The organism is Pseudomonas idahonensis, from assembly GCF_037903935.1.
Lineage (GTDB): Bacteria > Pseudomonadota > Gammaproteobacteria > Pseudomonadales > Pseudomonadaceae > Aquipseudomonas > Aquipseudomonas danubii.
The window spans coordinates 4471928-4498070 of the sequence record NZ_CP149586.1 but is presented as its reverse complement, the minus strand read 5'-3'; the positions used below and the strand labels follow the sequence as shown (position 1 = coordinate 4498070).

Sequence of the window (26143 nt, the reverse complement as noted above, 5' to 3'; positions counted from 1 at the left end):
CTGGCGGGGTAGGGCCGGTCGCTGACTTTTTGGTCGATCAGGGCCCTGAGGACGTATAAACTTGCCCATCGCGTCGGCCAAATCCAACTCGACGCCATAGATCAAGAGAGTGAGTAATGGGCGCACAGTGGAAGGTTAAACACAAAGAAGCGGCAGCCAACGCCAAGGGCAAGATTTTCGGCAAGCTGGTGAAAGAGATCACCATTGCCGCACGTAACGGCGCTGACGTCGCCACCAACGCCCACCTGCGGCTGGTGGTGGAGCAGGCGAAAAAGGCTTCGATGCCCCGCGAGACCCTTGAGCGCGCCATCAAGAAAGGTTCGGGCCAACTGGGCGAGACCGTGCAGTACCACCGCGTGACCTACGAAGGTTTTGCCCCGCACCAGGTGCCGCTGATCGTTGAATGCGTGACCGATAACATCAATCGCACCGTGGCGGAAATCCGTGTGGCGTTCCGCAAGGGCCAACTGGGCGCTTCGGGCTCGGTGTCCTGGGACTTCAACCACGTGGGCATGATCGAAGCCTCGCCGGACAGCCCGGACGCCGATCCGGAACTGGCGGCCATCGAAGCCGGAGCCCAGGATTTCGAGCCGGGCGAAGAGGGCGCGACCCTGTTCCTGACCGAGCCTGCGGACCTGGACGCGGTACAGAAAGCCCTGCCCGAGCAAGGTTTCACCGTGTTGTCGGCCAAGCTGGGCTATCAGCCGAAGAACCCGGTGAGCGGCCTGAGCGATGAGCAGATGGCTGAAGTCGAGGCCTTCCTCGAAGGCCTGGACAACCATGACGACGTGCAGGACATGTTCGTCGGCCTGGCGGGTTAAGACCGTGATTCGCCGGCCAGCCGGCTCCTGCATACCTCTGTAGGAGCCGGCTGGCCGGCGAAGCTGTTTTAAAGCCCCGCCAATTCCTCACAGACCTGGGCAAAGTCCGGTCGTGCCAGCACCTCTGGCCGACAGCAGCGCTGCACCAGCGCCGCCAGTTTCTGCCGCTGTTCCAGGCTCAGCGAGCCATCCCCACGCTCCAGTAATTCCTCCAGCAAGACACCGAAGGCCCGCACTTCCAGGCGTTGCAGCGCCCGGCTCTCTGGGGTGTCGTCCTTGGCATGGAAGGACGCCGCGCCAAAATCCCCCAGCAGGCAGTCGCCTTGTTCATTCCGCAGGGTGTTGTGGCCGTAGAGGTCGCCGTGGGTAATGCCCTGGGCATGCAGGTGGGCGCCCACCGAAGCGATGCCGCGGGCGATTTGCAGAATCACGCCGGCACGGTAGTGCGCGTTATCCGGGTAGATATCCCGGGAGCAGGAATCCAGGCTCGGCAGCGCCGCAAGGTTGCGGTAGCTGGGGTCGATCAGTTGCATCACCAGTCCGTTCTGGCCCTGGGGATGCTCGACAATGCGGCCCTCGACCCGGATCAGGTTCGGATGCAATCCGGCACTGATACAGGCGTTCATTTCGTGCAGCGGCGAGCCGTCGCTGGTCATCTCGCCCTTGTACAGCTTGACCGCCACCGCGCGCGGCGGTTGCCCGGCGGGTTGCCACTGGGCCTGGTGAATCACTCCCGAGGCGCCTTCGCCCAGGCGCTGCTCCAGGGTCAGTTCGCTCCAGGGAATGCTTGGCGTGGATGCCAGCGCCGTGGCGTCGGCTTCCGACTCCAGCGGATTGCCGGCGTAGGCCAGCCAGGTCAGGCGTGGCAGGGCCAGGAGGAACGGCGGCAGCTCGGTCAGGCGGTTGGCGGCGATCCGCAGCAGCTCCAGGTTGTGGCACTGGCCCAGGCTCTGGGGCAGGGCGGTCAGGCGGTTGCCGGCCAGCATGAGCTTTTGCAACAGCGGGCGCTGGCCCAGCTCTTCGGGCAGTTCGGTGATGCAGTTGTCGGTGAGGATCAGCCAGCGCAGCTGCGGCGGTAGGGCGGCGGCCGGCACCCGTTCGATGCGGTTGGCCTTGAAGCCAATCATGCTCAGTTGCCCACATTGGCCGAGGCAGGCCGGTACTTCACTGAACTGGTTGTCCGAGCAGAACAGGATGCGCAGGCGAGTGAGCCGGTGCAGGTCGTCGGGCAGGCTGCTCAGGGCGTTGCCGCTGAGGTTGAGGATCTCCAGGGAGTCGGCGAGATCGAAGATCTCCCGGGGGAACTCGGTCAGTCCACAGGACAGGTCCAGGCGCTTGATTCCGGCCAGCTGGCCGGCCCGCAGTTGAGCAAGGGTATCCATGAACAGCGTCAGTACTCGAAAGAAGGAAAAGGGCGGGGAGGATAAAGCAGATCGGCCGGTTTTGCTGCCTGGGCGGCGGTTTGCGTTTGCGCAACTGCAGAAAATCGGTGTCGAGCACCGACAGCATCAAGAGCTGGGGTAGCCCGCTTCAGCTTGCAATGGTGACGCTTCATACCTTCGAACAAGTCCTGCGCAGCTTTTTTGTACTTCGCTCAATTGCCCGCCAGCCCAGCTCGCCGTCACTGTGAATGCTCGATAAACATCGGCAGGATCAACGATGCAACGATCTCTCTGGCTACAAGAATTAGCGGATGAGCTCAGTCCAGCGCCTGCGCTGGAAGGCCACTGCAATGTGGATATCGCCATCATCGGCGGAGGCTTTGTCGGGTTATGGACAGCCTTGCACATTCGCCAACTGGCTCCCGAAAAAACCGTAGCCATCCTTGAGCAGGACATCTGCGGCGCAGGTGCCTCAGGGCGCAATGGTGGCTTCGTCATGTCATGGTGGCCCAAGATCAGTTCCCTGACTGCGCTGTGCGGCGCAGCAGAGGCACTGAAACTGGCTCGAGCCTCCGCACAGGCCATCGAAGAAATTGAAATATTCTGCGAGCAACATGCGATTGATGCGCACTTCGTGCGGTCAGGCTGGCTATGGACGGCCACAACCGAGGCCCAACGTGGCGCCTGGCAAAGCGTGCAGCACACCTGTGCAACATTGGGCGAGGACGTGTTCCGCAGCCTGAGCAACGCCGAAATTGCTCGCCGCTGCGGTTCCCCCATGCACTTGGAAGGTGTATTCGAGGCGGGCAATGCCACAGTGCATCCGGCTCGCCTGGTACGCGGCCTGCGCCGGGTGGCCCTGGAACAGGGGGTGCGCATTTTCGAAAACAGTCGGGTTCGGCAAATGGAACGCGGCCAACCCACGCGCCTGCACACTGACCACGGTCAGCTCCGTGCTCAACGCGTAGTCCTGGCCACCAATGCCTGGTCTGCCGAGTTACCGCAATTGCGCCGCAGTGTGTTGCCGGTCAGCAGCACCATCATCGCCACTGCACCGATCCCCGAGCGCTTGCAGGCCATCGGCTGGACCGGAGGCGAAGCCATTACCGACTCCCAGCAGATGGTCGACTATTACCGCACCACCCAGGACGGGCGAATCATCTTCGGCAAGGGCACCGGCCTGATGTCGTTTGCCAGCCGGGTCGGCACTCGCTATGACCAGTTGCCACAGTTGCATGCCGAGGTCGAAGAGGACTTTCGGCGCCTTTACCCGCAGCTTGCCGACGTGGCTATCGAACATCGCTGGTCGGGTCCCATCGACAGGACCTATGACAGTTTGCCCATGTTCGGCCGTCTGCAGGATGCGCCGCAGATCATCTACGGCGTGGGCTGGAGCGGCAATGGGGTCGGACCCAGCCATCTGGGGGGACAGATTCTCGCCAGTCTGGCTCTGGACCTGAACAACCAATGGAGCCGCTGCGGCCTGGTCAATCGCTCCGTGCGCCGGTTCCCACCAGAACCCTTGCGCTACTGCGGCGGCCTGCTAGTGCGCAATGCCGTCAAGCGCAAGGAGCGCGCGCAGGCATTGGGTCGTGCGCCATCCTGGCTGGCCCATTCGCTGAGCAAGCTGGCCCCCGCCGGTCTTGAAGACAAAAAACCTTGAATCAAAGGAGCCGTCATGAGCGCCCCGATTATCTTCAGCAACACTTCAGGCCTGGCGTTGGGAATGCCGGTTGACGTCAAACAACCCATCGGCGAGTTGGTGGCCAGGACTCGCATAAGCATGGAGGATGCTGGCGCGTCGTTACTGACCGGGGTCTGGGAATGCTCGCCTGGACGCTGGCGCCGCCAGGTACTGGAGCGCGAGTTCAGTCACTTCATAGTCGGATACGGCTTCTTTGTACCCGACCACGGCCCGACGATAGAGATTCACGCCGGCGATGCGGTATTTTTTCCCGCAAACTGCCAAGGCGAGTGGGACATCCGCGAAACCGTCAGAAAGAGCTTCGTGATCATTCCTTGAAGGCAGCGATACGTTCGTGCACCCCGGCGACCTCGGCGCTGCGCAGGGCAAACCAGAGAATCGCCACGTCCTCGGTGTGATCCAGAGAGCGTCCGGTAATTTCCTCGATGCGCCGAATGCGATAGACCAACGTCTGCTTGTGCACATGCAACACCTTCGCGGCGATCAGCCACGAGCGATTCTGCTGCAGGAATACCTGCAAGGTACGCAGCAATTGCGTGCCTTGCAGTTGGTCATACTCCAGCAGACTGCCCAGTACCCGTTGAAACGTCTGTTGCGCACCCTCCAGGCTCTGCGCCAGCCATGGAGCCATCGTCTCGGTCTGCTCGTAGCAAGCCAGGGGCTGCTCGGCGCTGGCATGCGCCAAGGCCAAACGTGCCTCTCGCAAAGCCTCAAGGCCGCGTTCGGCATGCCCCAGTGGATTACTCAGGCCCAGGCACCTGTGCAAACGCACCTGAACGGTCCGGGGGCTGTGCTCCCCCCACAGCAGCAGTATCAGCTCGTCACCCTGCACGCGCATCAGCACCTTGGCCTCGGTCCGTGACAACAGGTCGTCCAGCTCGGCCAGTTCCCGACCGTCGTTGTGCATCACCGCAACGCGCAGATGCTCCGGCGACGCGCCGAACGTTCGCAGACGCTCGGTCAGTTGACGAGCCGACAAGCGTTGCTGGAACAAATCATCGAGCAGTTCCGAGGTCAGGCGCAGATGCCGTTCCCGCTCGACCTGCAGTCGCTCCAGCTCGATACCCAAAACCGCCGCCATGTGATGCAACAAACCATAGTCCGGCAGGTTCTCGCCCTGCGCCACCAGGACACAAGGACGGCGACTGGGCATCAACATCAGCAGTACATCGTCGTCACCTGAGCGCCAGCGTTGCACCACAGGCACATTGCCCGAAGGCTTCAAGCGCTGCTGCAGCGCTGAGCGTTGTACGGCAACGACTTCTGGAAGTCCTGCCAGATAGGGCTCCAGGGTGTGCGGATCGAGCAGCCTGAGGCTGGCTTTGACGTCTTTTTCCAGGCGGTTCAAGAGCGCTTCGAGCCCCAAGCCCTGAATGCCCATGCGCGCACTCTCGTAGAGCCGAGTGATGGCCTGCCGACGCTCAACTTCTTCCTGTTGAGTGGCCTCGACAATGGCCCGGGTCACCGAGGAAAACGGCACGCCGTACTCGGTCATCAGCAATGCGAAGCCCAAGGCATCGGCAGCGTCCTGCAGGCCTTGCAGATCCTCCGGTGCCTGCATGCTTTCGCCAATCATCAGCCCCGAGAGTCCGGCCGCCTGCAAGCGATGTACATAACGCCACTGTTCCTGCGGCCCTGCGGGGATGCCCATTCCGGTGCTCATCAACAGCTCCCCGGGCCCCAGCCATTGAGCCGGGTCATCCAGCTCGCAGACGTGTGCCCAGCGAACCGGTCGGTCAACCCCCCGAGCTCCTCCGATGAGGCGCGTGCGCAATGCTGGAATCTGAATGATGTCGCTGACGGTCAATGACATGGCGTGTTCGATCAGGCCCGGGACTTGAAGGGCCACAGCATGCCACCCCGACACCCACCAGCAAAGCCCGCTCATACGAACGTACCAAGGCCAGTCGCGGAATTCTAACTTGGTACGATTGCCGACGCGGCAGGCGACACTAAAACTCGTCCAGGTAGCAGCAGATCCTTTTTTGGACCTAGGCCTCAATCATCTGGAGACGCAAATAATGACTAAGAAACCGACTCTGCCATTGATGCTGCTGGCGTTGTCCCTCGTGACCACTTCGGCCCTTGCCGACCTCACCGTGGTATCCCACGGAGGCGCGAACAAGGACGCCCAGGTTGCAGCGTTCTACAAGCCCTATCAGGCTGAACACGGCACACGGATTATCGCTGGCGAGTTCAACGGCGAACTGGCCAAGATCAAAGTCATGGTGGACACCGGCAGTGTCTCCTGGGACGTCGTTGAAATGGAGCTGCCCGAGCTGGCTCGCGCCTGTGACGATGGCTTGCTGGAAGAATTCAGCGTCGACCCGAACCTGGCGAAAGACCTGCTTCCCGGTGCGCTGCAAAACTGCGGTGCGGGCTTCTTCGTCTGGTCTACGGTGCTGGCCTACAACGCCGACAAGCTCACCAGCGCCCCGACCAGTTGGAAAGATTTCTGGGATGTGCAGAAGTTTCCCGGCAAACGCGGCCTGCGCAAGGGCCCGATGTACACCCTGGAATTCGCGCTCCTGGCAGATGGCGTAGCTCCGGAGGAGGTCTACAAGGTGCTGGCCACCGAGGCGGGACAGGATCGTGCATTCCGTAAACTCGATGAAATCAAGTCCAGTATTCAATGGTGGGAAGCCGGAGCCCAACCTCCTCAGTACCTGGCCTCTGGCGACGTGGTCATGAGCTCCGCCTATAGCGGCCGAATCAGCGCCGTACAGGGGCAGAGCAACCTGCGCATCGTCTGGAATGGCGGCCTGTATGACATGGACGCCTGGGCCATACCCCGTGGTGCGAAGAATCGTGAGCAAAGTCTCAAGTTCATCAACTACACCCTTGAAGCCGAGCAACAAAAAAATTATGCGCAGCACATTGCCTATGCACCGGTAAACCAGCGCGCCAACACCTTGCTCAGCGAGCAACGGCTCAGCGTACTGCCCGATCTGAAACAGCAGGTGGCAATGGATCCGACCTTTTGGGCCGACCATGGCGAGCAGTTGCACCAGCGCTTCAATGCCTGGGCTGCCAAATAGCGCTTGTTACATCGTTCAGGCAGGAACGGCGCGCCGTTCCTGCCAGACGCCAACTCGATCGACATCCATCTACTCTTCCCCGAATGCTTCCAGCTACTCGATGAATTGCCCATGAAGGGTCGGGCTGATGCCAAGCGCCGATCACCGGGTCGGCCCGTCACCCTGGAAGGCTTGCAAAAGGCTGACGGCCGTTCGATAGAGCACACGGCATTTACAGGCCAGCGTGCATGGCTCTGGCCAACCTGCGGAATGCGGTGGGATGCCTGAGGTTTCGGGTCTCGCTTGGCATCCACTCCAGGCTGTAGTGTTCAAAGGTCTTTTTGACTGACTCGGTGGCCATCCTGCCCGAGGGGTTGCTTGAGTCAAAGTCGCTTTCCAGGGTGGCAATCAGATAGGCGCCTCTGGCGCTCCATTGGTTGAAACGCATCACATGCCGGTCATCCAGAATCACTGCGCCTTCTTTCTTGTCGTGCGAGAAGTAAAAGGCCAGGCTGTGGCCCGGCTCGGTCCCACCTTTGAGGTACTTGAGCAAGGTTGTAAGGCGGACGCCGCACACCAGGTTGAAGCCACTGTCAATCCGTTGCTGGCCGAAGAAGTAGCACTTGAAAATCACCTCCAGCGTTCGCTGGTGGTAATCCGTCAAGTGGCTCTTTTCGTAGAAGTGAAAGTCCGTGGGCTCGCCGATCAGTTCGTAGCCCTTTGCCGCGAATTCGGCGGGGGAGAACGCCAGCAGGCCAAACCGGCACGGATGTTCGAGCGTCAAGTTGCTCAGGTGCAGGTCAAGCAGCTGGAAAAAAGTCAGCGGCAGCCTATGCATGCAGGTGTGCGCTGGCTCAGTCATGGGCCGGCTCGGGACCGATTTCCTGCAACTGCCCGAGGCGGCTGCGGGTGCGCGCCAGGTCGATGGCGTGGCCGCCCAGGCACTCGTGCAGCGGGCGCTGGCCGATCAGCAGCAGGCGTTTGTCCTGGTCGTAGAGCACGTCGATCAGGTTGATGAAGCGTTGCTGGGCGGCGATCGAGCATTCTCCCAGCTCCGGCAGTTCGTCGATGATCCAGGTGTCGAAGTGGCGACTCAGTTCCAGGTAGTCCATGACGGCCGTGGGCTGTTCGCACACATCGTTGAATTCAAAACGGATGCTGCGCTGCTGGATCTGGCGCACGGTCAATTGCCGGGCGCCTACTGTCAGTTGCGCCGCCGCGGCATGGCGCTCGGGCAGTTCCAGGGCCTGGCGCTGGGCCGGGGTGCCGGGCCACACATAGTGACCCTGGGTGAAGAGTTGCTGATCGTGGGTGCGGGCCTGGCTCCGGTAGTCGTGGGGGCCTCCCACCTCCATCACCTGCATGCGCCCGTTGATCAGTTCGATCACCGGCTTGAAGCGGGCGTGGTACAGCGGGTTGGGCAGCAGGCCCTCGGGGGCGTAGTTGGAGGTCAGTAACAGCGTGATGCCGCGGTTGAACAGGGCCTTGAACAGCCGGGTGATCAGCATCGCATCGCCAATGTCATGGACATGGAACTCATCGAAGCACAGCACTCGGCACTGGTTGAGCAGTTCATCCAGGGTGGCTTCCAGAGCGTCGGCCTGCTGCTGATGGCGGAACATGCCCTGGTGCAACTGGGCGAAGAAGTCGTGGAAGTGCAGGCGCTGTTTTTCGGCGATGGGCAAGGCGCGGAAGAAGCCGTCCAGCAACCAGCTCTTGCCCCGGCCGACGGCGCCGTACAGGTACAGGCTCTGGGCCTTGCCGGGGGATTGCGTCAGGTCGTCGGCCTGCCGGGCCATGCAGTCGATCACCCGCAATTGGCTGTGGCTGAGGGTGTATCCCAGGTCCAGGGCCTTGTGGCGAAAGTAGTCATGGATCACGCCACCGGCACCGTTCGGGCGGCGCAAGGCTCGGGCGAACAGGCGTCGCCAGGGTGATTGAGTCTGTGCAGGTGTTGGCGGTAAAGCGGCCAATGGTGGTTACCCCGATGATTCCAGGCCGCCTACCTTAAAAGCGGCGCGACAATTTAACCAATAGAAACCCCAACAGCCAGTGATCTCGAAAAGGCATGGCGGCGATAGACGGTCATTCACACCGGGCAGGCCGATTAATACGCTAACTGGCAGTTTCGCCCGCGGTTGCTAACCTGATTTCAGCGAATGCTCCTCATAAGGATTGAGGCCTTGAATGGATATAAGGGTTTGGCAGTCATGAGCGCGTTGCTCAGCGCGACGGCAGGGGCCGCGGATTTGCAGGTGCAGGTCCGGGTCGATGTGCAGCGTGGCTGCCAGTTGGTGGGTCAGCAGCGGGAGGCGGGTGTCGAGCAACTCGGTACCTTGGACTTTGGCAGTGCTGCGCGCCTGAACGATCCGGCGGGGCCTTTGGCTGCGGCATTGGTCAGTGGTCGTCTGCCACGCCTGGAGTGCAATCCCGATACCCCTTATCAGATGCGCATCGACGGTGGCCTGCATGGCGGTGTCGGCGAGGTGCGTTACCTGGCCAGTAACAGTGCGTTGGGCAAACCCATTCCTTATCGCCTCTACCAGGACTCGGCCCGGCGCATTGCGTTGCCGGTGAATGTCCCGGTCAGTGGACGGGTGCCTGACTCCGGCACTGTGGATCTGCCCCTGTACGGGCGCATTGAACCTCTGGCCGAGATTCCCCGGGCCGGGGGCTATTCCGATGTATTGAAGGTGACCCTGACCTGGTGAGGTCGGGGGTATGACAGCTGCCACGGGGGACCCGGGCAGAGCAGGGACAGCCGTTCAGGTTGAACGGCTTACGTGGGAGTCCTGATGGAACCGGGATGGGTGCAATGAAAGGCAGGACCTGGACGATCGTCGCCCTGGGCTCGCTGTGTCTGCTGGTTGATGATACCCAGGCGGCGATCAGCGGGCAGATCCAGGCGCGCCTGGTGATCACTGCCAGTTGTCAGGTGAGCAGTGGCGGCAGCGCGCCCTCCACGAACCCCATCAGCAACCTGGGCATGCTCGACTTCGGGCAGCAGGGGCCGACCTGGGTCAACCCCATCAAGGCCAGCCTCACCGACAGTGCCGAAGGCCAGTTGCAGGTGGCCTGCAATCCCTCGGTCACCGGTTTCACCGTGACCATCAATGGCGGCCTCAACGGCGACGGTACAACCCGGCGTTTGAGCAACGGACGCCAGACCATTCCCTATCGATTGTTTGTCGATGCATCCGGTAGCGACAGCTACAGCATCGGCCAGCAGCGCAATTTCGCAGTGAGCAGCGGCAGGCGGATTCCCATTCCGGTGTTCGGCTCTGTGGTCGCGAATACCCGCGCGGTTCCGGCAGGGGTCTACACCGACACCCTGACCATCACGCTGGATTGGTAACTCACGAGAGGACGCACATCATGCACGCGCTTGTATCCAGGATTGGCTGGCCCTTGTTGGGACTGGTCATGGTTTCCACGGCCAACGCCGCCACTACGGTCACCGGTCAGATCAGCTCGACCCTGATCCTTACCAGCAGTTGCCAGGTCAACGGGGTGGGCGGCAGCACCGGTCTGAACTTCGGCGCCTTGAACTTCGGCACCACCAACAGCCTGTTTACGACGGCCACTGGCCAGGTGCTGGGGGGCGGTGGCGGGGCTCTGTCGATTCTCTGCTCCAGCGGCACCACACCCAGCCTGACCATCCAGGGCGGCAACAATGACGGTATGTCCTCGGGTGGCACCCGGGCGTTGTACGACGGGGTGGCCAACTATGTGCCCTACGACCTGTACACCGACTCCGGCCACTCGCAGATCGTGGCGATCAATGGGGTGATCAACCTGGCGCCGAGCACCGGGGTCGCGCAGACCGTGAACCTCTATGGTCAGGCCGTGGGCAAGGCCGGGCTGCCGGCCGGCACCTACACCGATACGGTGTCCGTGCAGCTGACCTTCTGATGCCATGGCCAGCCAAGGTCTTGCGCTGTTTGCCCTGATCTGCGCCAGTGCCTGGCCGGCGTGGATCTGGGCGGCCACCAGCCAGAACTTCCAGGTCAGTGCCACCATCACCGCCGGTTGTCTGGTGGTAGGCGGTGTCAGCAACTACGGCAGCCTGTCCTTCGGCAGCCAGTCGGCGCTGTCCACCAGCACCGTGCGAGTGGCGTTGATCGGGGGCGTGCAATTGCAGTGCACACCGGGAGTGGCCCTGAACATGACCGTGGACGGCGGTCAGTACAACAGCAGCGGGCGACATATGCAGCTCAATAGCGGCAGTGCCCGGGTGGCCTATCAGTTGTTTCGCGATGCGGCGTACAGCCAGAGCCTGGGCATAGGCCAGAGCGTGGCCGTGGCTTACAGCGATGCCAATAACATCAGCCTGCCGATTTACGGGCAGGTGCAGTTGCCGGGCAATCAGCCTGGGGGGACTTACAGCGATGTGCTGCAGGTGCAGCTGTCGTGGTGATGGGGCGAGTCGACAACCAGTCGGCAGGCGGACAAGGAGTAGCAGTATGCATTTACCTTTGCGGGGCCTTTGGGCCACCGGTTACCTGATACTGGCCGGCGTGTTGTCCGGCGTGCCCAGGGTCCAGGCCGCCAGCTCGGTGCTGATCTGGCCGATCGATCCGGTTCTGGAGGCGGATCAGCAAGCCAGTGCACTGTGGCTGGAAAACCGCGGTACTGAAACCGCCAACCTGCAGATCCGGGTGTTTGCCTGGAGCCAGAGCGGTTTTGCCGACCAGTATCAGAACCAGCGCGACGTCATCGGCAGCCCGCCGGTGGCGAAGATCGAACCCGGGCAGAAGCAACTGGTGCGCCTGACCCGAACCCGTGAGGTGCCGCCGGGGCAGGAGCTGGCGTACCGGATCATCATCGACGAGATTCCTTCGGCCAAGCCCATCACCCCGGAAGAGGGGGCCAAGAGTGCGGCGGCGATCCGCTTCCAGATGCGTTACTCGGTGCCGTTGTTCGCCTATGGCGCCGGGCTCTGGAGCAAGGAAGACACTTCCCGCCCTCGCGATCCCAAGGGCGCCGGGGTGCCGGACCTGAGCTGGCGCAAAGTGGCGGTGGACGGCAAGACGTTTTTCGAGCTGCGTAACCAGGGGGCAGTGCACGCACGCCTGACCGATGTGGCGTTCAAGCAGGGCGGGCAGACCCGGCCGCTGGCGCCGGGCTTGCTCGGTTACGTGCTGCCCGGGGCGGTCATGCGTTGGCCGGTGACGGACCCCCTGACAATGGATTCGACCCTGCAACTGCGGGTCAATGGCGCGCCGCAGGTGCAGAGTCTGGCGCCTGCGCACTGATCCACTGCAGTCATGCAAGCGCCTGCCAGGTGGCGGTCGGAAGAGGTACGGACGGATGTGAGCGCGGTGACGCATCCGCCTTGGGATGGAGATGTCCATAGATGGACTTGAACCCGCCATGAGCCAGGACGCTGCTCGTTGTTTGCGCTGCTGGAAAGGACTGATGGCTGGCCTGTGCGGTCTGATGCTGGCGCCTTTTTGCCAAGCTGGCGAGCTGCCGCCACCGCCCAGCAGCCTGGAGTCGCTGGCCGATGCACAGTTGTTTCTGGAACTGGTGATCAATCAGATGAACACAGGGAAGGTGGTGGCGGTGGAGCAGCGTGCCGGACGATTGTTCATGCCGGTGCAGACGCTGCGGGAAACCGGCATCAAGCTGCCGGAGGGGCTGGGCAGCGAAGTCGATCTGGACAGCCTGCCGGGCCTGCACAGCGATTACGACAGTCAGGGCCAGCGCCTGCTGATTGATGTGCCGCCGGATTGGCTGCCGGAGCAGTTCATCGGCAGTCGCCAGGCCTATCCGCGGACACCGGCCCTGAGCAGCTTCGGCGCGCTGCTCAACTACGATCTGTACCTCAATGACACCGATGAAGGCGGCACCTACTTGGCGGCCTGGAATGAAGTGCGGCTGTTCGATACCTGGGGCACCTTGTCCAATACCGGGCAGTACCGGCGGACCTTGTCCGGCGTTGCCAGCACCTCTTTGAACAATGGGTATCGGCGTTATGACACCACCTGGCGTTTTTCCGATGAAGAACGCCTGCTGACCTATGAGGCGGGTGACGTGGTGAGCAGCGCCTTGCCCTGGAGCAGTTCGGTGCGTCTGGGTGGGGTCCAGCTGTCTCGGGATTTCGCCGTGCGCCCGGACCTGGTGACCTATCCCTTGCCGCAGTTTGCCGGTGAAGCGGCGGTGCCATCCTCCCTGGACCTGTTCATCAATGGCTACAAGTCCAGCAGCAGCGAGGTGCAGCCGGGGCCCTACACCCTGACCAACATTCCCTTTATCAACGGGGCGGGGGAGGCGGTGGTGGTGACCACGGACGCCCTGGGGCGGCAAGTGTCGACCACGGTGCCGTTCTACGTCACCAGCAGCCTGCTGCAGAAGGGCCTGACGGATTTCTCGGTGGCCGCAGGGAACCTGCGCCGGGACTACACCCTGCGTGATTTTGGCTATGGCCCGGGTGTCACCTCCGGCAGCCTGCGCCATGGCCTGAGCGACAGCCTGACCCTGGAAGCGCATGCCGAGGCCTCGGACTCCCTGACGCTGGGCGGGGTGGGCGGCAATCTGCGCCTGGGCAACTTCGGCGTGCTCAACACGGCGCTCAGCCAGAGCCGTTTTGACGGCAGCGGCGGTCAGCAGTTCAGCTTCGGCTACCAGTACAACAACCAGCGTTTCAGCCTGGCGTACCAGCGCATGCAACGTCGTGACCAGTATGCCGACCTGACGGTGGTCGACAGCCCCTACATCAGCCTCAGCCAGCGCAGCGAGCAACTGACCCTGAGCCTCAACCTGGATCGCTACGGCAGCCTGGGGGCCGGCTACTTCGATGTGCGGGCCGCCGATTCGAGCCGCACCCGATTGTTGAACCTGACCTGGAGCAAGCCGCTGTGGCACAACAGCAGCTTCTACCTGTCGGCCAACCGGGAGATCGGCGACAGCCAGTGGGCGATGCAGGCGCAGCTGGTGATTCCCTTCGACTTGCACGGCAGCCTGAGCCTGAGCAACGAACGCAGCAAGACGGGGGAAAACCGCCAGCGGGTCAATTTCAGTCGTTCGGTGCCCCTGGAGGGCGGGGTTGGCTACAACCTGGGTTATGCCACGGGCAGCAGCGCCGACTATCGCCAGGCGGATGTCACCTGGCGCCTGCAGTCGGTGCGCCTGCAGGCGGGGGTCTATGGCACCCGCGATGCCGAGACCCGCTGGGCCGATGCCAGTGGCTCGCTGGTGTGGATGGACCGCCAGGTGTTCGCCGCCAACCAGATCGACGATGCCTTCGTGGTGGTCAGCACCGATGGTTACCAGGACATCCCGGTGCGCTATGAAAACCAGTTGGTGGGGCAGACCGACAAGAACGGACACTTGCTGGTGCCCTGGAGCAGTGCCTATTACCGGGGCAAGTACGAGATCGATCCGTTGAACCTGCCGGCCAACGTCCAGACGCCGAATGTGGAGCAGCGAGTGGCGGTGCGTCGTGGCAGCGGCTATTTGCTGGAGTTTCCACTGACCCGGATCATCGCCGCCAGCGTGGTGCTGGTGGACGCCCAGCAACGGGAACTGCCCCTGGGCAGCACCGTGACCCATGAGCAGAGTGGGGCTCGGGCGGTGGTCGGCTGGGATGGGCTGGTGTATCTGGAGAATCTTTCGCAACACAACAGCCTGCAAGTCAGCCTGGCTGATGGCCAGAGCTGCCGTGCGCAGTTCGACATGGATCTGCAACAGCAGCAGGTGCCGTTGATCGGCCCGCTGGTCTGCCAGTAGTTGTGGCGTCACGAGGCAAGGGAGTGCTGAGGGTGGACAGGTTCAAGGGATGGCAACAGACAATAGTGGGGCTGCTGGCGAGTCTGCTGACGCTGCAGGCCCAGGCGCTGTGCAACACCGTCAGCACCGCACCGGCGGGGTTCGGCAGCGTCAGCTCGATCCTGGTGCGTACCACTTCGCAGCCGGCTTCCACCACCAATGCGGGCTTGAGCTGCACCGGCTCGTTGTTGAGCCTGCTGGCCAGCAACGACCACTTCTACGCCACCATCACTTCCAGCACCAGCGGCATGGTCGGACCCACAGGCGATGTCATCGGCTACACCCTGTACGCCAACAACAGCACCAGCTATCCGATCACTCGGGGCGTGCAGTTCGACTTCGCGCGCAACTCGATCATCGACCTTCTGGGCTTGCTGGGCAGCTCCACTGTGGCCAAGACCGTGCCTATCTATATGGGGACCATCACCGGCAGCAACGTAGCGGCAGGGGTCTACACCGAGAACCTGAGCATTTTCTGGAGCTGGAACTATTGCGCCGGGATCGGCGCCCTGGGGATCTGTCTGGGACGGGACATCGGCAGCGGCACCCAGGCCCTCACGGTGAACATGACGGTGTCCAACGATTGCGTGATCACCGCGCCGAACATCAGTTTCGGCAGCGCGCCGGTGGTCAGTGCGTTCGCCACGGTCACCGGGCAGACCATCAACCTGTCCTGCACCAAGGGCAGTGCCTATACCGTGGGCTTGAGCGACGGCCAGCAACCCGTGAGCGCAGGAGGGCGACGGCGGATGATTTCCGGCAGCAACTACCTGGCCTACGACATTTTCAAAAGTGCCGGCAACACCCGTTGGGGCAGCGTTGGCAGTGCCCGACGTTCCAGCACCGATGCCGAAGTGAACCCGGGCAATGGCTTGGGTACCGGCAGCCAGATCTTCAACTACAACGCCAGGATCTACACCGACCAGAATACGCCCCCAGCCGGCACCTACATCGACAACGTGGTGCTGGACGTGGGGTTCTGAAGGCCTACAGGGGAATTTCCACCGGGCCGACCATGGCGTAGTTGTAGCCCCCGCCGGACCAGTACTGTGCCTGCAACGGGCCGTCACGGCGGCTACCACGAGGTAGCAGGGTGTTCTGCGGTCCTGGCGGGCGGATGTAGAAGCTGACTTTGCGTCCCTCGCGATCCTGATACAGGACCATTGCCGCCGGCCCTTGCTCGGTACTGAGCAGGCGCCCGCTGACCGCTTTGAAGCCAGCGTCGTGCAGGTCCGGCAGCGGGCTGGCCCGGGTGAAGTAGCGATCCAGCCAGGCTTGCATGGCGCCGTTGTCCTGGACCTTGAAGTCCGCCGGCAGGATGCCTTGCTCGGCAAACAGGCGATACGCCTGGAGGGCATCGGTCATCGGCAGCACGCTGTTGCCGGTCAGGGTCAGCTCCCGGGCCTGCCAGCCGCTCAGACCGCCAACCCCGACCGCCACGAGCAGTGCCGCGGCACTGGCCAGGCGCCGCAAGCCCCGCTGCTGGTGGCGCGCACGGATCAGCGTCGGCTCCAGCGCCGGGTTGGGCGCTTGCAGCAGGGCGCCACCGAGGGCGGCCCGCAGGTGCTGGGCATCCTGCTGCCAGGCCTGGACCTGGGCTGCCGTCTGCGGATGGTTGGCCAGGTAACTGTCCAGCACCCGGCGGTCCGCTTCGCTGAGTTGGTGATCGACGTAGGCGTGCAGGTCGCTGTCGCTGGGGGGCAGGCTGATCATTTGAGTATCCGTAGAGAGGGGCTGCTGATTTCGCCGTCGCTGAGTTGGCGCAGCGCCTGGCGGGCCCTGGACAGGCGCGACATCACGGTGCCGACGGGGACCTGGAGGATCTCTGCCACTTCCTTGTAGCTCAAGCCCTCCACCGAGACCCAGAGCAGCAGGGCGCGTTGCTCGGCGTTCAGGCGGTCGAAGGCTGCCAGGGTCGACTGGGCGACTACGGTGCGCTCCACCGAAGGCTGGGCGTCGTCACGGCCGGTAAAGAATTCGAGCATGCGTGCGTAACGCCGGGAGCGTCGGTGGGCATCAAGAAACTGCCGGTAGAGGATGGAAAACAGCCAGGCTCGCAGATCGCCTTCGGGGCGTTTATGGGCCCGACTCGACAAGGCGCGCTCCAGGCAGGACTGCACCAGATCGTCGGCGCTGCTGGGCTGGCGCGTCAGGGACAGGGCAAAGCGCCTGAGGCGGGGGAGCAGCAGGCGTAGCTGTTCGTCGAAATCGTTCATGAAGTCCTGCAGGTGCTGGGCCAGTCACTAGGCTTGGGACTAGGAAGACGCGCCGTGCTGCAGGTTATTCCAGTCGCGGAAAAATAAATATCGGCGTCTGGAATAACCGGTACCGGGTTGCGTCTGACAGGTCCTTGCCCCTGTGGCCCCGCATACTGGAGATATCCATGGTTGCCCCATCCTCGCCACCCGATCGTCCGCCCTTGAGTGCTGTCAGCCTGAGCTTGCGCCTGGGCGCCATTGCCTGGGTGGTGGCCGCCGCTGCCGCGGCGCTGGCCTACGTGCACGGCAATTTCGACCCGCAACGCCTGACTCCCAACGCCCTGGTGGATGTGCTGGAGACCAATAACGGCGTGCATCCGGGGTTTCGCCGCAACCACGCCAAGGGCGTGTGTGTCATCGGTTACTTCCAGAGCAGTGGCGAGGCCCGGGCCTACTCCACGGCACAGGTGTTCAGCGAGGCGCAAACGCCGGTGGTGGGGCGTTTTGCCCTGCCCAGCGGCAACCCCTATGCGCCGGACAGCAGCGTGCCGATCCGCAGCCTGGCGTTGCGTTTCCTCCAGGCCAACGGCCAGCAGTGGCGCACGGGAATGAACAGCATGCCGGTGTTTCCGGTGGGCACTCCCGAGGCGTTCTATCAACTGCAGCAGGCCAGCTCCCCTGATCCGGCCACGGGCAAGCCGGACCCGACCAGGGTGCCGGCGTTCTTTGCCGCCCACCCCGAGGCTGGGCCCTTCCTGCAATGGGTCAAGAGCGCCAAGCCTTCAGCCAGCTACGCCAGTGAAAGCTACAACGGGATCAATGCCTTCTACCTGGTCAACGCCAGTGGCCAGCGCCAGGCGGTGCGTTGGGGTGTGGTCCCCGAGACCGGTGAGGCGCCAGCTCCGGGCAGTGCTCCGCAAGGCGCGGACTACCTGGAACAGGACCTGACGCAGCGCCTGGCTCAAGGGCCGTTGCGCTGGCGTTTGCAGATCACCCTGGCGGCGCCCGATGACCCCACCAATGACGCCAGCAAGGCCTGGCCCGCAGAGCGTCCGGTGATCAATGCCGGGACCCTGGTGCTGCAAGGCACCCAGCCGCAGAACAGTGGCCAGTGCCGGGACATCAATTACGACCCGCTGATTCTGCCCAATGGCATCCAGGCCTCCGATGATCCACTGCTGGCGGCACGTTCTGCCGCCTACGCCAGTTCCTACCTGCGTCGCACCAGTGAAGTCAGTCAATTGCCCTCCGCCCAGGAACCGCGTCCATGAATAGCCAACCTCAACACTTCGCCCCGCTGGCGCGTCTGCTGCACTGGCTGATGGCGCTGATGATCATTGCCATGCTGTTTATCGGTGCCGGCATGGTGACCTCGGTGTCCGCCCGTCATGAGTGGCTGATCCACCTGCACAAGCCGTTGGGCATCGCCATTCTGCTGTTGGCGGCGGTGCGCCTGTTTGTGCGTTTTTCCACTCGACAACCGCCGCTGCCGGCAGACTTGCCGGGCTGGCAGGTGTTGGCGGCCAAAGCCTCCCATGTGCTGCTGTACGCCCTGATGCTGGGCTTGCCGGTACTGGGCTGGGCCATGATTTCGGCGGCCGGGGACCCGGTGATGCTGAGCGGTTCGTTGCAGTTGCCGGCGATCCTGCCGGCCAATGCCCAGGTGTTCGCTCTCTTGCGCAAGGCCCATGGCTACCTGGCTTATCTGCTGTTCCTGACGGTGTTGCTGCATCTGGCGGCGGCACTGTTCCATGGCTGGGTCCGCCGAGACGGGGTATTGCAGAGCATGCTGCGGGGGCGTGGTTGAGTCTCCCTTGAGCAAGCCTGCTGTGTCGTTCAAATGGCACAGCGAGCCTCGGCCCGGGCTTTCCCGGGGTTCAGGCTCCACAGCCAATAGACCAGTGCCAGGCTGTTGATAGCGGCTCCCAGCAGGCAGACCCCGATCCAGCCAGCCCAGGCGTAGGTGGCGGTGGCGGCAATCGAGCCACCGGCGCTGCCCAGGGAGTAGAACAGCATGTAACCGGCGGCCAAGCGGCTCTGGGCTTGCGGGCGCACGCTGTAGATCAGGCTCTGGCTGGTGACGTGGACGGCCTGCAAGCCCAGGTCGAAGGTGATGACTCCCAGTAGCAGTGCCCACAGGGACGATTGGGTAAAGGCGATGGGCAGCCAGGACAGCAACATCAACGCCAGGGCCAGGCCGCTGGTCCACTGTGCCAGGCCGCGATCCGCCCAGTGCCCGGCCCGTGCTGCGCCCAGGGCGCCGGCGGCCCCGGCCAGGCCGAACAGGCCGATTTCGGTGTGAGACAGCGACAGCGGCGGGGCGCTCAGAGGCAGCACCAGCGGGGTCCACAAGACGGTGCCTGCGGCGAAGATCAACATCGCCAGCACCGCACGGTCGCGCAGTACTTTTTCTTCCCTGAACAGCTGCAACAGTGAGCCGAGCAATTGCCCGTAGCGTTGCACCGCGGGAGGCTGTTCAACTCTGGGCAGCACTCTCCACAGGGTCAGGGCCACCAGCAGGGTCAAGCCGGCCGACAGCAGATAGACCGAACGCCAGCCGGCCAGATCGGCCATGGTTCCGGCCACGGTGCGGGCCAGCAGAATGCCCACCACGATGCCGCTGGTCACCATGCCGACCACCTGTCCACGCTGGGCTGTGGGTGCCAGGTTCGCGGCATAGGCCACCAGAGTTTGGGTCACCACCGCCAGCAGGCCGGTGCTGGCCATGCCCAACAGCAGCCAGGCGCTGCTGGGGGCCAGGGCCACCATTAGCAAGGCCAGCACTGACAGCAGAGTCTGGGTGACGATCAATCGCCGGCGGTTGAGCAGGTCGCCCAAAGGCACCAGCAACAGCAGCCCCAGGCCGTAGCCCACCTGGGTCAGGGTGATGATGATGCCCACCGTGGCCGGCGGCAGGTCGAAGGTTCGGGCCATGGCGTCCAGAAGCGGTTGGGCGTAGTAGACGTTGCCCACCGCCAGGCCACAGGCGATGGCGAACAGCAGCACCACCCTTGGTGAAAGAGTCGAGGGGGCAGGAGGGGAAGGATCGCGTGACATGTCGGGCTCCGTATCTGGTTTCGTTATAAAACCAGTTGTACGGTAGAGGCCGTGGTTTTATATTGCAACCACTTTTCTGTGGCCCGAACGGAGACTGCCCAGCATGGTTAAACGCACCAGCCTGCAAGATGCCGAGTGCCCGGTGGCCCGCTCACTGGACGCCATCGGTGATTGGTGGTCGTTGCTGATTGTGCGGGATGCCTTTGACGGCATCCGTCGCTTTGGCGAGTTCCAGCGCAACCTCGGCATGGCCAAGAACATTCTTGCCGCACGTTTGCGCACCCTGGTGGAACACGGGGTTTTTGAAGTGGTGCCGGCCTCGGATGGCAGTGCCTACCAGGAGTACGTGCTGACGCCAAAGGGCAAGGGGCTGTTTCCCCTGATCATCGGCTTGCGCCAATGGGGCGAGGCGTTTTTCTACGAGGAGGGCGAGGCGCATTCGCGAATGGTCGACCGGGAAACCGGGCAACCGTTACGTGCGCTGGAACTGCGTGCGGCGGATGGGCGCTTGCTGGGGCCGGAGGATTGCCGACGGGTGCCGGCTGGCGCCGATGAGTGACGACTGCGCACAGGCTCGCGCAGCCGTCAGTCGGGTTCAGCGCAGGTGGTCCACTAGGTCGGCGAGGGTGCTCATGACATCCTTGCCCAGCTGCATGGAGCGCTTGCCGGACCAGCCGGTGACGGGGTTGGGGTTATCGTCGTGGTCCTTGAAAGGCATCTCCAGGGTCAGCGCCAGGCAGTCGTATTTCTCCCCGACGGCATTGCAGGCCAGGGTCATGTTGGCCTCTCCGGGATTGTCCCGGGCGTAGCCGTGGGTAGTCTGGAAGTCTCGGGTCTGGCGCTTCAAGTGGCTGCGAAAATGCTCTTCGAGTCCCGCCAGGCGTGGCGTGTAGCCCGGGTTGCCCTCGCAGCCGGCGGTGAAGACGTGAGGAATTTCTTCATCGCCGTGCACATCAAGAAACAGGTCGACACCGTACTTTTCCATCTGCTGCTGGACGAACAGCACTTCCGGGCTCAGTTCCTGGCTGGCGTTCTGCCAGGCGCGATTCAGGTCCTGGCCCTTGGCGTTGGTGCGCAGGTGGCCGTGGAACGCGCCGTCCGGGTTCATGTTGGGCACCAGGTACAGATCGGCCTTGGCCAGCAGCGAGTTGAGCTCCGGGTCATCCCGGTGTTGCAGGCGCTCGATCACACCTTCCATGAACCATTCGGCCATGTGCTCGCCGGGATGCTGTTGGGCAATGATCCAGATCTTGCGCTGCCCTTCCTTGCCGCTGCCCTTGCGCAGAAGCTGGATATCCCGGCCTTCGACGCTTTTGCCCACTGCCAACAGTTCGGTGTCGGCCTTGCTCAGGGCTTGATCGATCAGCCAGTCGTGGCGCCCGCGACTGTAGGGCTCGAAGTAGGCGAACCAGGCGTGAGTCTGGGTGGCCTCCAGATTGAAACGCAGGGCGTCACCTTCGAAGATCGTCGGTACGCGAAACCAGTTCACATGGTCATAGGAAGCGACGGCCTGGTAGCCGGTCCAGGCTTTGTTGTAGGAGGACTGGCTGGCGTTGGTCAGGCGGAACCAATGTTCCTGGCCGACATGCAGGCCGCTGACCTTGAAGTGAAACCACTGGAAGTGCGGACTCTGGGTATCCGGGCGGATGGCCAGCAGTGCCTGCAGCGGATTGCTGATGTCCAGCACGTTGATATTGCCGCTGTCGAAGTCGGCAGTAATTTGAAACGAAGTGTGATTACCCACGGTCATGGTCGGTCCCTGTATAGGATTGTTATGACCGCTACTCTACACACTGAGGGGGGTAATAGAAGGGGGGGGCGTCGTCCTTGACGCAGAAGCAGCTTAGTGGCTATGCGATTGATTCTCAAGCGCTACTTTTGTCTTTCCTGGCCATTTAGCACGGCTGCTATCTTGCAAAAGGACATTCTTTTGCTATCATCGCCGCCATTATTTTAGCTGCATCCACGTCTTCATTAGCCTGAAGCCAAGCCAGAAAACTGGCAAAAAAAAGACCCGGCAAAAAGCCGGGTCAAAAACCGTGATTAGCCTGATGAGGAGATAATCCAAAGGTCCGACCTAAGGTCCTTTGGGCTATCGACTGATCTCGCGATCAGTTGCTTGCAATAATAATCATTATCATTTGCAAGTCAAATGTTTTTCCCTGCCCTTTGGAAAATATTTTTCCATTTCTCCTGTTTCCGCTGTTTATTCCTTGCCGGCGCCTCAGCTGGACTCAAAGCGCTGACTTTCCAGGGACTTGTCCACCAGGGCTTTGGCCAGGTCGATCATGTGCACCACGGAAAAAGCCAGGTCACGCTTGGCCCCCCGCAGATTGTCGGCCGCGTCATAGGCGGTGGCTGCTGCACAGCGCAGCAGATCGGATGCATGGATCATGGCTTCCTCGCTGCTGAGGTTGCGCCTGACCTCGAAAAACTTCTCTTCCTTGTCCGATCCGGTTAGCGCGGGCTTCAAGTAGTAGTCCATCGCCCGTCGTGCTGCGTGGCTGCCCTTGAGTGAATTCAATGTGGTCTCTGTATCGAGCTCCGGCACGTCCTTGCTGCTTGCGTTCATAAAGTGTTCCGTCCTGTTTGAGAAAAGGAAAGAGGGGTATGAACTAGATTAATACGTATTGTAATTGTGACGAGATTTCAAATACTACAAGTTGTGTGTTGAGGCCGGAAATACACAACGTATTGTTCAGTCCATGGACAAATGGATCGAGTTGGTCAAAGCCAACATGAAAGGCCGCAAGGTCACACAGGAAAAACTCGCCGAGCGTCTGGGCATGTCTCAAGGTGGTATCGGTCATTGGTTGAGCAAACGCCGTCAGCCAAAGATCGAAGACATGAATCGGGTGCTTGAAGAGATCGGCATGGGCTTTCTGGAAGTTGCCCTGGTGGTCCGCGAGAAACCCATGCTCGGTGACGATGGCGAACCCCTGGTGAACGAGCCTTCACTGTTGCACAAGTACAATCCGTATTTCCGTTATCCGGTGAGCGATTGGCGGGCTGCTGGGGAAGTTCGTGAAGATGGCAAGTCAGCCTATGTACCGGAGCGCTATGAGCTTTCCGATTATCAGGCTCAAGGCGCGGCGTTCTGGCTGGTGGTAGTCGGTGACGCAATGATTGCGCCCAGCGGCTTGAGCATCAGTCAGGACATGCTGATTCTGGTGGACCCGGCTATTACCGCCGAACCTGGGAAGTTGGTGGTCGTACAGTGTCCCGGTAATGCCGAGGCGATCTTTCGTAAGTGGGTGAAAGAGGGCAGTCAGCATTATCTGGTTCCCCTCAATCCCACCTATCCGAAGATGCTCTACAGCGACGAGTGCCGGGTTATTGGTGTAGTCGTACAAGCTACTGCGAAGTTTTAACTTGCTTGAAAGGCCCCTTCCTACAGCTAGGAAGGGGCTTTCTTATTAGTGGGTTTACTCCAACTCTACCAACGCACTGCCTTCACTAACCATTTCGCCTTCCTGGCAATACAGTGCCTTGATGACGCCTGCCTGGGGCGCGCGGATGCTGTGCTCCATCTTCATCGCCTCCAGCACCACCAGTTGCGCACCGGCTTCGACGCTTTGCCCGGCGCTGACCAGCACCCGCACGATGCTGCCGTTCATGGGCGCAGTAAGTCCGCCCTGGTGGCTGTGACTGGCATCGGCTGCAGCAATCGGATCGTAAGCCGTGACGCTGTGCATCTCGCCCTGCCAGTGCAGGTACAGAGTGTCACCACGGCGAATGGCGCGATGTTCACGACGCAGCCCTTGTTGCTCTACCCACAGGTGTTCACCTTGCAACTGGAAGGCTGGCGAGCGAGCGCCCAGGCTGATGGCGTGATCCTGTCCGGCACAGCTCAGGTGCAGGCTGGTCTGGGCCGGTAACGCGCTGCGCCAGCCATTGACTGCCGACCAAGGGGACTGCAGGTCGTCGCTACGCACCCGTTCCGGCTGGCTTTGTGTAAACGCCTGTGCGGCCGCTTGCCAGAAGTCCGCGCCGAGTTCGCTGGGCGCTGGCAGTAATTGTTCCTGATAGCGTGGGATAAATCCGGTATCCAGTTGCGCCTCGGCGAACGCTGGATGGGCAATGATGCGCTGCAGGAACGCCAGGTTGGTTTTCAGGCCACCGATGGCGAACTCGTCCAGCATGCTTAGCAGGCGCAGACGAGCCTGCTCGCGGTTTTCGCCCCAGGCGATCAGCTTGCCCAGCATCGGATCGTAGAAGGGCGACACGCTATCGCCTTCCTCGACCCCGCTGTCGACCCGACGGCCCGGGCCAGCGGCGGATTCGCGATACAACTCCAGGCGCCCGGTCGCGGGAAGGAAGTCGTTGCCCGGATCTTCGGCATACAAGCGCACTTCAATGGCGTGCCCCAGCAGCGGGACCTGTTCCTGGCTGATGGGCAGGGCTTCACCCTGGGCCACGCGTATTTGCCAGGCCACCAGATCGAGGCCGGTAATGGCTTCGGTAACCGGGTGTTCCACCTGCAGCCTTGTATTCATCTCCATGAAGAAGAATTCGCCGCGAGCATCCAGGAGAAACTCCACGGTGCCGGCGCCGACGTAGCCGATGGCCTGGGCCGCGCGCACGGCGGCTTCGCCCATGGCCTTGCGCAACTCGGGGCTGAGGCCGGGAGCGGGGGCTTCTTCGACCACTTTCTGGTGACGCCGCTGGATCGAGCAGTCGCGCTCGTTGAGGTACAGGCAGTTGCCGTGTTGGTCGGCGAACACCTGGATCTCCACGTGGCGGGGCTTGAGCAGGTACTTTTCCACCAGCATCCGCGAATCGCCAAAGGATGATTGGGCTTCACGTTGGGCCGAGGCCAGGGCTTCGGCCAACTGGCTGACGTCTTCGACCACTTTCATGCCCTTGCCGCCGCCGCCAGCGGTGGCCTTGAGCAGTACCGGGTAACCGATGCGCTCGGCGGCACTGCGGAAGGTTTCCAGGTCCTGGGCTTCGCCGTGATAACCCGGCACCAGAGGTACGCCGGCGGTTTCCATCAGAGCCTTGGCCGCCGACTTGCTGCCCATGGCGTCAATGGCCGAGGCGGGCGGGCCGAGAAAGATCAGGCCCGCCGCTTCGATGGCTCGGGCAAAACCGGCGTTTTCCGAGAGAAAACCGTAACCGGGGTGGATGGCCTGGGCGCCGCTGGCCTTGGCTGCAGCGATCAGCTTGTCGATTTGCAAGTAACTGTCGGCGGCCTTGCTGCCCCCCAGGTCGACGCGGATATCTGCCTCGCGGCTGTGCCGGGCATCGCGGTCGGTGGCGCTGTGCACGGCCACGGTGGTCAGGCCCAAGGCCTTGGCGGTGCGCATCACGCGGCAGGCGATCTCGCCACGGTTGGCCACCAGTAAAGTGTCTAGAACAGGGGCGCTCATCAGCGGGACTCCTTGGTCGTGGTCTCGGACTGCCAACTGGGCGGGCGTTTTTCCAGGAAGGCCCGCAGGCCTTCCTGGCCTTCGGCGCTGACCCGAATCCGCGCGATGGCATTTTCGCAGTAGCGACGCAGGGCTGTGGTGAGGGCGCCATTGCCCACTTCTCGCAGCAGGTCCTTGCTGGCACGCATGGCTTGGGGGCTGTTGAGCAGCAGATTGTCGATCCATTGGGTGACTTGCTGTTCCAGCTCGGCAGCCGGGTAACTCTCCGCCAGCAAGCCGATTTCCCGTGCCCGTTGGCCGCCAAAGCGCTCGGCGGTGAGGGCATAACGTCGGGCGGCGCGCTCGCCAATGGCCTGGACCACAAAGGGGCTGATGACCGCTGGCGCCAGGCCAATGCGGACTTCCGACAAGCAGAACTGCGCATCGTCGGTACCGATTGCCATGTCGCAGCAACTGATCAGGCCCAGGGCGCCACCAAATGCTGCGCCTTGCACCACGGCCAGGGTCGGGATCTTCAGCTTGGCCAGGTTGTACATCAACTCCGCCAGTTCCCGGGCATCGTCGAGGTTGGTCTGGTAGTCGAGTTCGGCGGACTGCTGCATCCAGGCCAGGTCGGCGCCGGCACTGAAGTGCTTGCCGCGTCCGCGCAGCAGCAAGAAGTGCAGGCTCGGGTCGCCCTGCACCTGATCCAGGGCCAGGATCAGCTCGCGGATCATCTCGGCGTTGAAGGCGTTGTTCTTGGTTTCGCGGCTGAGCCACAGGGTGGCGAAGCCACGAGGGTCACGCAGCAGTTCCAGGGTATTGAAGTCGCTCATGTTCTT

The 26143-nt window shown here is 62.4% G+C and carries 26 protein-coding genes; 15 read left to right on the top strand and 11 right to left on the bottom strand.

All coding sequences use genetic code 11. The features are described 5' to 3' along the window. Positions 1–116: 116 nt before the first annotated feature. The gene (locus WIN67_RS20265; protein ID WP_060840179.1) at positions 117–821 is read left to right on the top strand and encodes a YebC/PmpR family DNA-binding transcriptional regulator; all 705 of its coding nucleotides are present in this window, start codon (positions 117–119) and stop codon (positions 819–821) included. Between the two features lie 68 nt (positions 822–889). On the opposite strand, the gene WIN67_RS20260 is transcribed toward WIN67_RS20265, so the two are convergent. Further along, positions 890–2203 (bottom strand): leucine-rich repeat-containing protein kinase family protein, encoded by a 1314-nt coding sequence (locus WIN67_RS20260; protein WP_339069951.1) that lies wholly within the window; start codon positions 2201–2203, stop codon positions 890–892. A gap of 277 nt (positions 2204–2480) precedes the next feature. Here WIN67_RS20260 and WIN67_RS20255 point away from each other — a divergent pair, with 277 nt between their 5' ends. Further along, positions 2481–3866, top strand: a complete 1386-nt coding sequence (locus tag WIN67_RS20255) for an NAD(P)/FAD-dependent oxidoreductase (RefSeq protein WP_339069950.1) — start codon at positions 2481–2483, stop codon at positions 3864–3866. Between the two features lie 15 nt (positions 3867–3881). After that, positions 3882–4226 (top strand): cupin domain-containing protein, encoded by a 345-nt coding sequence (locus tag WIN67_RS20250; RefSeq protein ID WP_253126651.1) that lies wholly within the window; start codon positions 3882–3884, stop codon positions 4224–4226. Here WIN67_RS20250 and WIN67_RS20245 read toward each other — a convergent pair. Next, the gene (locus tag WIN67_RS20245; protein WP_339069949.1) at positions 4216–5757 is read right to left on the bottom strand and encodes a PucR family transcriptional regulator; all 1542 of its coding nucleotides are present in this window, start codon (positions 5755–5757) and stop codon (positions 4216–4218) included. The two genes, WIN67_RS20250 and WIN67_RS20245, sit on opposite strands and share 11 nt — an antisense overlap. A 172-nt stretch (positions 5758–5929) precedes the next feature. Between WIN67_RS20245 and WIN67_RS20240 the strand changes: the two genes are divergently transcribed. Beyond that, the gene (locus tag WIN67_RS20240) at positions 5930–6946 is read left to right on the top strand and encodes an ABC transporter substrate-binding protein (RefSeq protein ID WP_375107148.1); all 1017 of its coding nucleotides are present in this window, start codon (positions 5930–5932) and stop codon (positions 6944–6946) included. A 211-nt stretch (positions 6947–7157) separates the two neighbouring features. Here the strand turns inward: WIN67_RS20240 and WIN67_RS20235 are convergent, their stop codons facing one another. Together WIN67_RS20235 and zapE are read right to left on the bottom strand one after the other, a co-directional pair. After that, a complete protein-coding gene (locus WIN67_RS20235) occupies positions 7158–7787 on the bottom strand; it encodes a hypothetical protein (protein WP_339069948.1) in 630 nt (209 codons plus the stop codon). Then, positions 7780–8898, bottom strand: a complete 1119-nt coding sequence (gene zapE, locus WIN67_RS20230; RefSeq protein WP_339069947.1) for a cell division protein ZapE — start codon at positions 8896–8898, stop codon at positions 7780–7782. The genes WIN67_RS20235 and zapE overlap by 8 nt, the downstream gene beginning before the upstream one ends. 237 nt (positions 8899–9135) lie before the next feature. On the opposite strand from zapE, the gene WIN67_RS20225 reads away from it, so the two are divergent. The 7 genes from WIN67_RS20225 (at position 9136) to WIN67_RS20195 (ending at position 15678) form a co-directional block, all read left to right on the top strand. Next, a complete protein-coding gene (locus tag WIN67_RS20225; RefSeq protein WP_339069946.1) occupies positions 9136–9636 on the top strand; it encodes a spore coat U domain-containing protein in 501 nt (166 codons plus the stop codon). A gap of 104 nt (positions 9637–9740) precedes the next feature. Further along, on the top strand, positions 9741–10280 hold the full coding sequence (locus tag WIN67_RS20220) for a spore coat U domain-containing protein (protein ID WP_339069945.1): 540 nt from the start codon (positions 9741–9743) through the stop codon (positions 10278–10280). A gap of 20 nt (positions 10281–10300) precedes the next feature. Then, on the top strand, positions 10301–10837 hold the full coding sequence (locus WIN67_RS20215; protein WP_102864676.1) for a Csu type fimbrial protein: 537 nt from the start codon (positions 10301–10303) through the stop codon (positions 10835–10837). A gap of 4 nt (positions 10838–10841) precedes the next feature. Further along, the gene (locus WIN67_RS20210; RefSeq protein ID WP_102864677.1) at positions 10842–11342 is read left to right on the top strand and encodes a Csu type fimbrial protein; all 501 of its coding nucleotides are present in this window, start codon (positions 10842–10844) and stop codon (positions 11340–11342) included. Positions 11343–11388: 46 nt separating this feature from the next. Further along, the gene (locus tag WIN67_RS20205; RefSeq protein ID WP_102881817.1) at positions 11389–12180 is read left to right on the top strand and encodes a fimbrial biogenesis chaperone; all 792 of its coding nucleotides are present in this window, start codon (positions 11389–11391) and stop codon (positions 12178–12180) included. A 118-nt stretch (positions 12181–12298) separates the two neighbouring features. Next, positions 12299–14656, top strand: a complete 2358-nt coding sequence (locus WIN67_RS20200) for a fimbria/pilus outer membrane usher protein (RefSeq protein WP_339069944.1) — start codon at positions 12299–12301, stop codon at positions 14654–14656. Positions 14657–14688: 32 nt separating this feature from the next. Continuing rightward, entirely contained in the window at positions 14689–15678 is a 990-nt protein-coding gene (locus tag WIN67_RS20195; RefSeq protein ID WP_339069943.1) for a spore coat U domain-containing protein, read from the top strand. A 4-nt stretch (positions 15679–15682) separates the two neighbouring features. Here the strand turns inward: WIN67_RS20195 and WIN67_RS20190 are convergent, their stop codons facing one another. Both WIN67_RS20190 and WIN67_RS20185 read right to left on the bottom strand, forming a co-directional pair. Next, positions 15683–16408: an anti-sigma factor family protein gene (locus tag WIN67_RS20190; protein WP_253085168.1), complete on the bottom strand. Its 726-nt coding sequence runs from the start codon at positions 16406–16408 to the stop codon at positions 15683–15685. Next, a complete protein-coding gene (locus tag WIN67_RS20185) occupies positions 16405–16911 on the bottom strand; it encodes an RNA polymerase sigma factor (RefSeq protein WP_102864682.1) in 507 nt (168 codons plus the stop codon). Before WIN67_RS20185 ends, WIN67_RS20190 begins: the two co-directional genes overlap by 4 nt. 167 nt (positions 16912–17078) lie before the next feature. Here WIN67_RS20185 and WIN67_RS20180 point away from each other — a divergent pair, with 167 nt between their 5' ends. Continuing rightward, entirely contained in the window at positions 17079–18164 is a 1086-nt protein-coding gene (locus WIN67_RS20180; RefSeq protein WP_306396325.1) for a catalase family peroxidase, read from the top strand. Further along, positions 18161–18700: a cytochrome b gene (locus WIN67_RS20175; RefSeq protein WP_102881811.1), complete on the top strand. Its 540-nt coding sequence runs from the start codon at positions 18161–18163 to the stop codon at positions 18698–18700. Before WIN67_RS20180 ends, WIN67_RS20175 begins: the two co-directional genes overlap by 4 nt. A gap of 29 nt (positions 18701–18729) precedes the next feature. Here WIN67_RS20175 and WIN67_RS20170 read toward each other — a convergent pair whose 3' ends face one another. Continuing rightward, positions 18730–19950: an MFS transporter gene (locus WIN67_RS20170; RefSeq protein ID WP_110596138.1), complete on the bottom strand. Its 1221-nt coding sequence runs from the start codon at positions 19948–19950 to the stop codon at positions 18730–18732. 103 nt (positions 19951–20053) lie between these two features. Here WIN67_RS20170 and WIN67_RS20165 point away from each other — a divergent pair, with 103 nt between their 5' ends. Next, the gene (locus tag WIN67_RS20165) at positions 20054–20509 is read left to right on the top strand and encodes a winged helix-turn-helix transcriptional regulator (protein ID WP_102864686.1); all 456 of its coding nucleotides are present in this window, start codon (positions 20054–20056) and stop codon (positions 20507–20509) included. A gap of 36 nt (positions 20510–20545) precedes the next feature. Here the strand turns inward: WIN67_RS20165 and WIN67_RS20160 are convergent, their stop codons facing one another. Together WIN67_RS20160 and WIN67_RS20155 are read right to left on the bottom strand one after the other, a co-directional pair. Continuing rightward, a complete protein-coding gene (locus WIN67_RS20160) occupies positions 20546–21700 on the bottom strand; it encodes a M14 family metallopeptidase (RefSeq protein ID WP_110596137.1) in 1155 nt (384 codons plus the stop codon). A gap of 474 nt (positions 21701–22174) precedes the next feature. After that, the gene (locus tag WIN67_RS20155; protein WP_102864688.1) at positions 22175–22522 is read right to left on the bottom strand and encodes a DUF6124 family protein; all 348 of its coding nucleotides are present in this window, start codon (positions 22520–22522) and stop codon (positions 22175–22177) included. A gap of 133 nt (positions 22523–22655) precedes the next feature. Between WIN67_RS20155 and WIN67_RS20150 the strand changes: the two genes are divergently transcribed. Next, complete coding sequence (locus tag WIN67_RS20150; protein WP_102881807.1) at positions 22656–23321, top strand: LexA family protein; 666 nt, start codon at positions 22656–22658, stop codon at positions 23319–23321. Between the two features lie 54 nt (positions 23322–23375). Here WIN67_RS20150 and WIN67_RS20145 read toward each other — a convergent pair whose 3' ends face one another. Then, positions 23376–25322 (bottom strand): acetyl/propionyl/methylcrotonyl-CoA carboxylase subunit alpha, encoded by a 1947-nt coding sequence (locus WIN67_RS20145; RefSeq protein WP_339069942.1) that lies wholly within the window; start codon positions 25320–25322, stop codon positions 23376–23378. Then, positions 25322–26137 (bottom strand): gamma-carboxygeranoyl-CoA hydratase, encoded by an 816-nt coding sequence (locus WIN67_RS20140; protein WP_339069941.1) that lies wholly within the window; start codon positions 26135–26137, stop codon positions 25322–25324. Before WIN67_RS20140 ends, WIN67_RS20145 begins: the two co-directional genes overlap by 1 nt. Positions 26138–26143: the final 6 nt, after the last annotated feature.

Coding starts and splice junctions, on each gene's coding strand:
- WIN67_RS20265 (WP_060840179.1), top strand. CDS start 117: ATGGGCGCACAGTGGAAGGTTAAACACAAAGAAGCGGCAGCCAACGCC.
- WIN67_RS20260 (WP_339069951.1), bottom strand. CDS start 2,203: ATGGATACCCTTGCTCAACTGCGGGCCGGCCAGCTGGCCGGAATCAAG.
- WIN67_RS20255 (WP_339069950.1), top strand. CDS start 2,481: ATGCAACGATCTCTCTGGCTACAAGAATTAGCGGATGAGCTCAGTCCA.
- WIN67_RS20250 (WP_253126651.1), top strand. CDS start 3,882: ATGAGCGCCCCGATTATCTTCAGCAACACTTCAGGCCTGGCGTTGGGA.
- WIN67_RS20240 (WP_375107148.1), top strand. CDS start 5,930: ATGACTAAGAAACCGACTCTGCCATTGATGCTGCTGGCGTTGTCCCTC.
- WIN67_RS20235 (WP_339069948.1), bottom strand. CDS start 7,787: ATGACTGAGCCAGCGCACACCTGCATGCATAGGCTGCCGCTGACTTTT.
- WIN67_RS20225 (WP_339069946.1), top strand. CDS start 9,136: ATGAGCGCGTTGCTCAGCGCGACGGCAGGGGCCGCGGATTTGCAGGTG.
- WIN67_RS20220 (WP_339069945.1), top strand. CDS start 9,741: ATGAAAGGCAGGACCTGGACGATCGTCGCCCTGGGCTCGCTGTGTCTG.
- WIN67_RS20215 (WP_102864676.1), top strand. CDS start 10,301: ATGCACGCGCTTGTATCCAGGATTGGCTGGCCCTTGTTGGGACTGGTC.
- WIN67_RS20210 (WP_102864677.1), top strand. CDS start 10,842: ATGGCCAGCCAAGGTCTTGCGCTGTTTGCCCTGATCTGCGCCAGTGCC.
- WIN67_RS20205 (WP_102881817.1), top strand. CDS start 11,389: ATGCATTTACCTTTGCGGGGCCTTTGGGCCACCGGTTACCTGATACTG.
- WIN67_RS20200 (WP_339069944.1), top strand. CDS start 12,299: ATGAGCCAGGACGCTGCTCGTTGTTTGCGCTGCTGGAAAGGACTGATG.
- WIN67_RS20190 (WP_253085168.1), bottom strand. CDS start 16,408: ATGATCAGCCTGCCCCCCAGCGACAGCGACCTGCACGCCTACGTCGAT.
- WIN67_RS20185 (WP_102864682.1), bottom strand. CDS start 16,911: ATGAACGATTTCGACGAACAGCTACGCCTGCTGCTCCCCCGCCTCAGG.
- WIN67_RS20180 (WP_306396325.1), top strand. CDS start 17,079: ATGGTTGCCCCATCCTCGCCACCCGATCGTCCGCCCTTGAGTGCTGTC.
- WIN67_RS20175 (WP_102881811.1), top strand. CDS start 18,161: ATGAATAGCCAACCTCAACACTTCGCCCCGCTGGCGCGTCTGCTGCAC.
- WIN67_RS20170 (WP_110596138.1), bottom strand. CDS start 19,950: ATGTCACGCGATCCTTCCCCTCCTGCCCCCTCGACTCTTTCACCAAGG.
- WIN67_RS20165 (WP_102864686.1), top strand. CDS start 20,054: ATGGTTAAACGCACCAGCCTGCAAGATGCCGAGTGCCCGGTGGCCCGC.
- WIN67_RS20160 (WP_110596137.1), bottom strand. CDS start 21,700: ATGACCGTGGGTAATCACACTTCGTTTCAAATTACTGCCGACTTCGAC.
- WIN67_RS20155 (WP_102864688.1), bottom strand. CDS start 22,522: ATGAACGCAAGCAGCAAGGACGTGCCGGAGCTCGATACAGAGACCACA.
- WIN67_RS20150 (WP_102881807.1), top strand. CDS start 22,656: ATGGACAAATGGATCGAGTTGGTCAAAGCCAACATGAAAGGCCGCAAG.
- WIN67_RS20145 (WP_339069942.1), bottom strand. CDS start 25,322: ATGAGCGCCCCTGTTCTAGACACTTTACTGGTGGCCAACCGTGGCGAG.
- WIN67_RS20140 (WP_339069941.1), bottom strand. CDS start 26,137: ATGAGCGACTTCAATACCCTGGAACTGCTGCGTGACCCTCGTGGCTTC.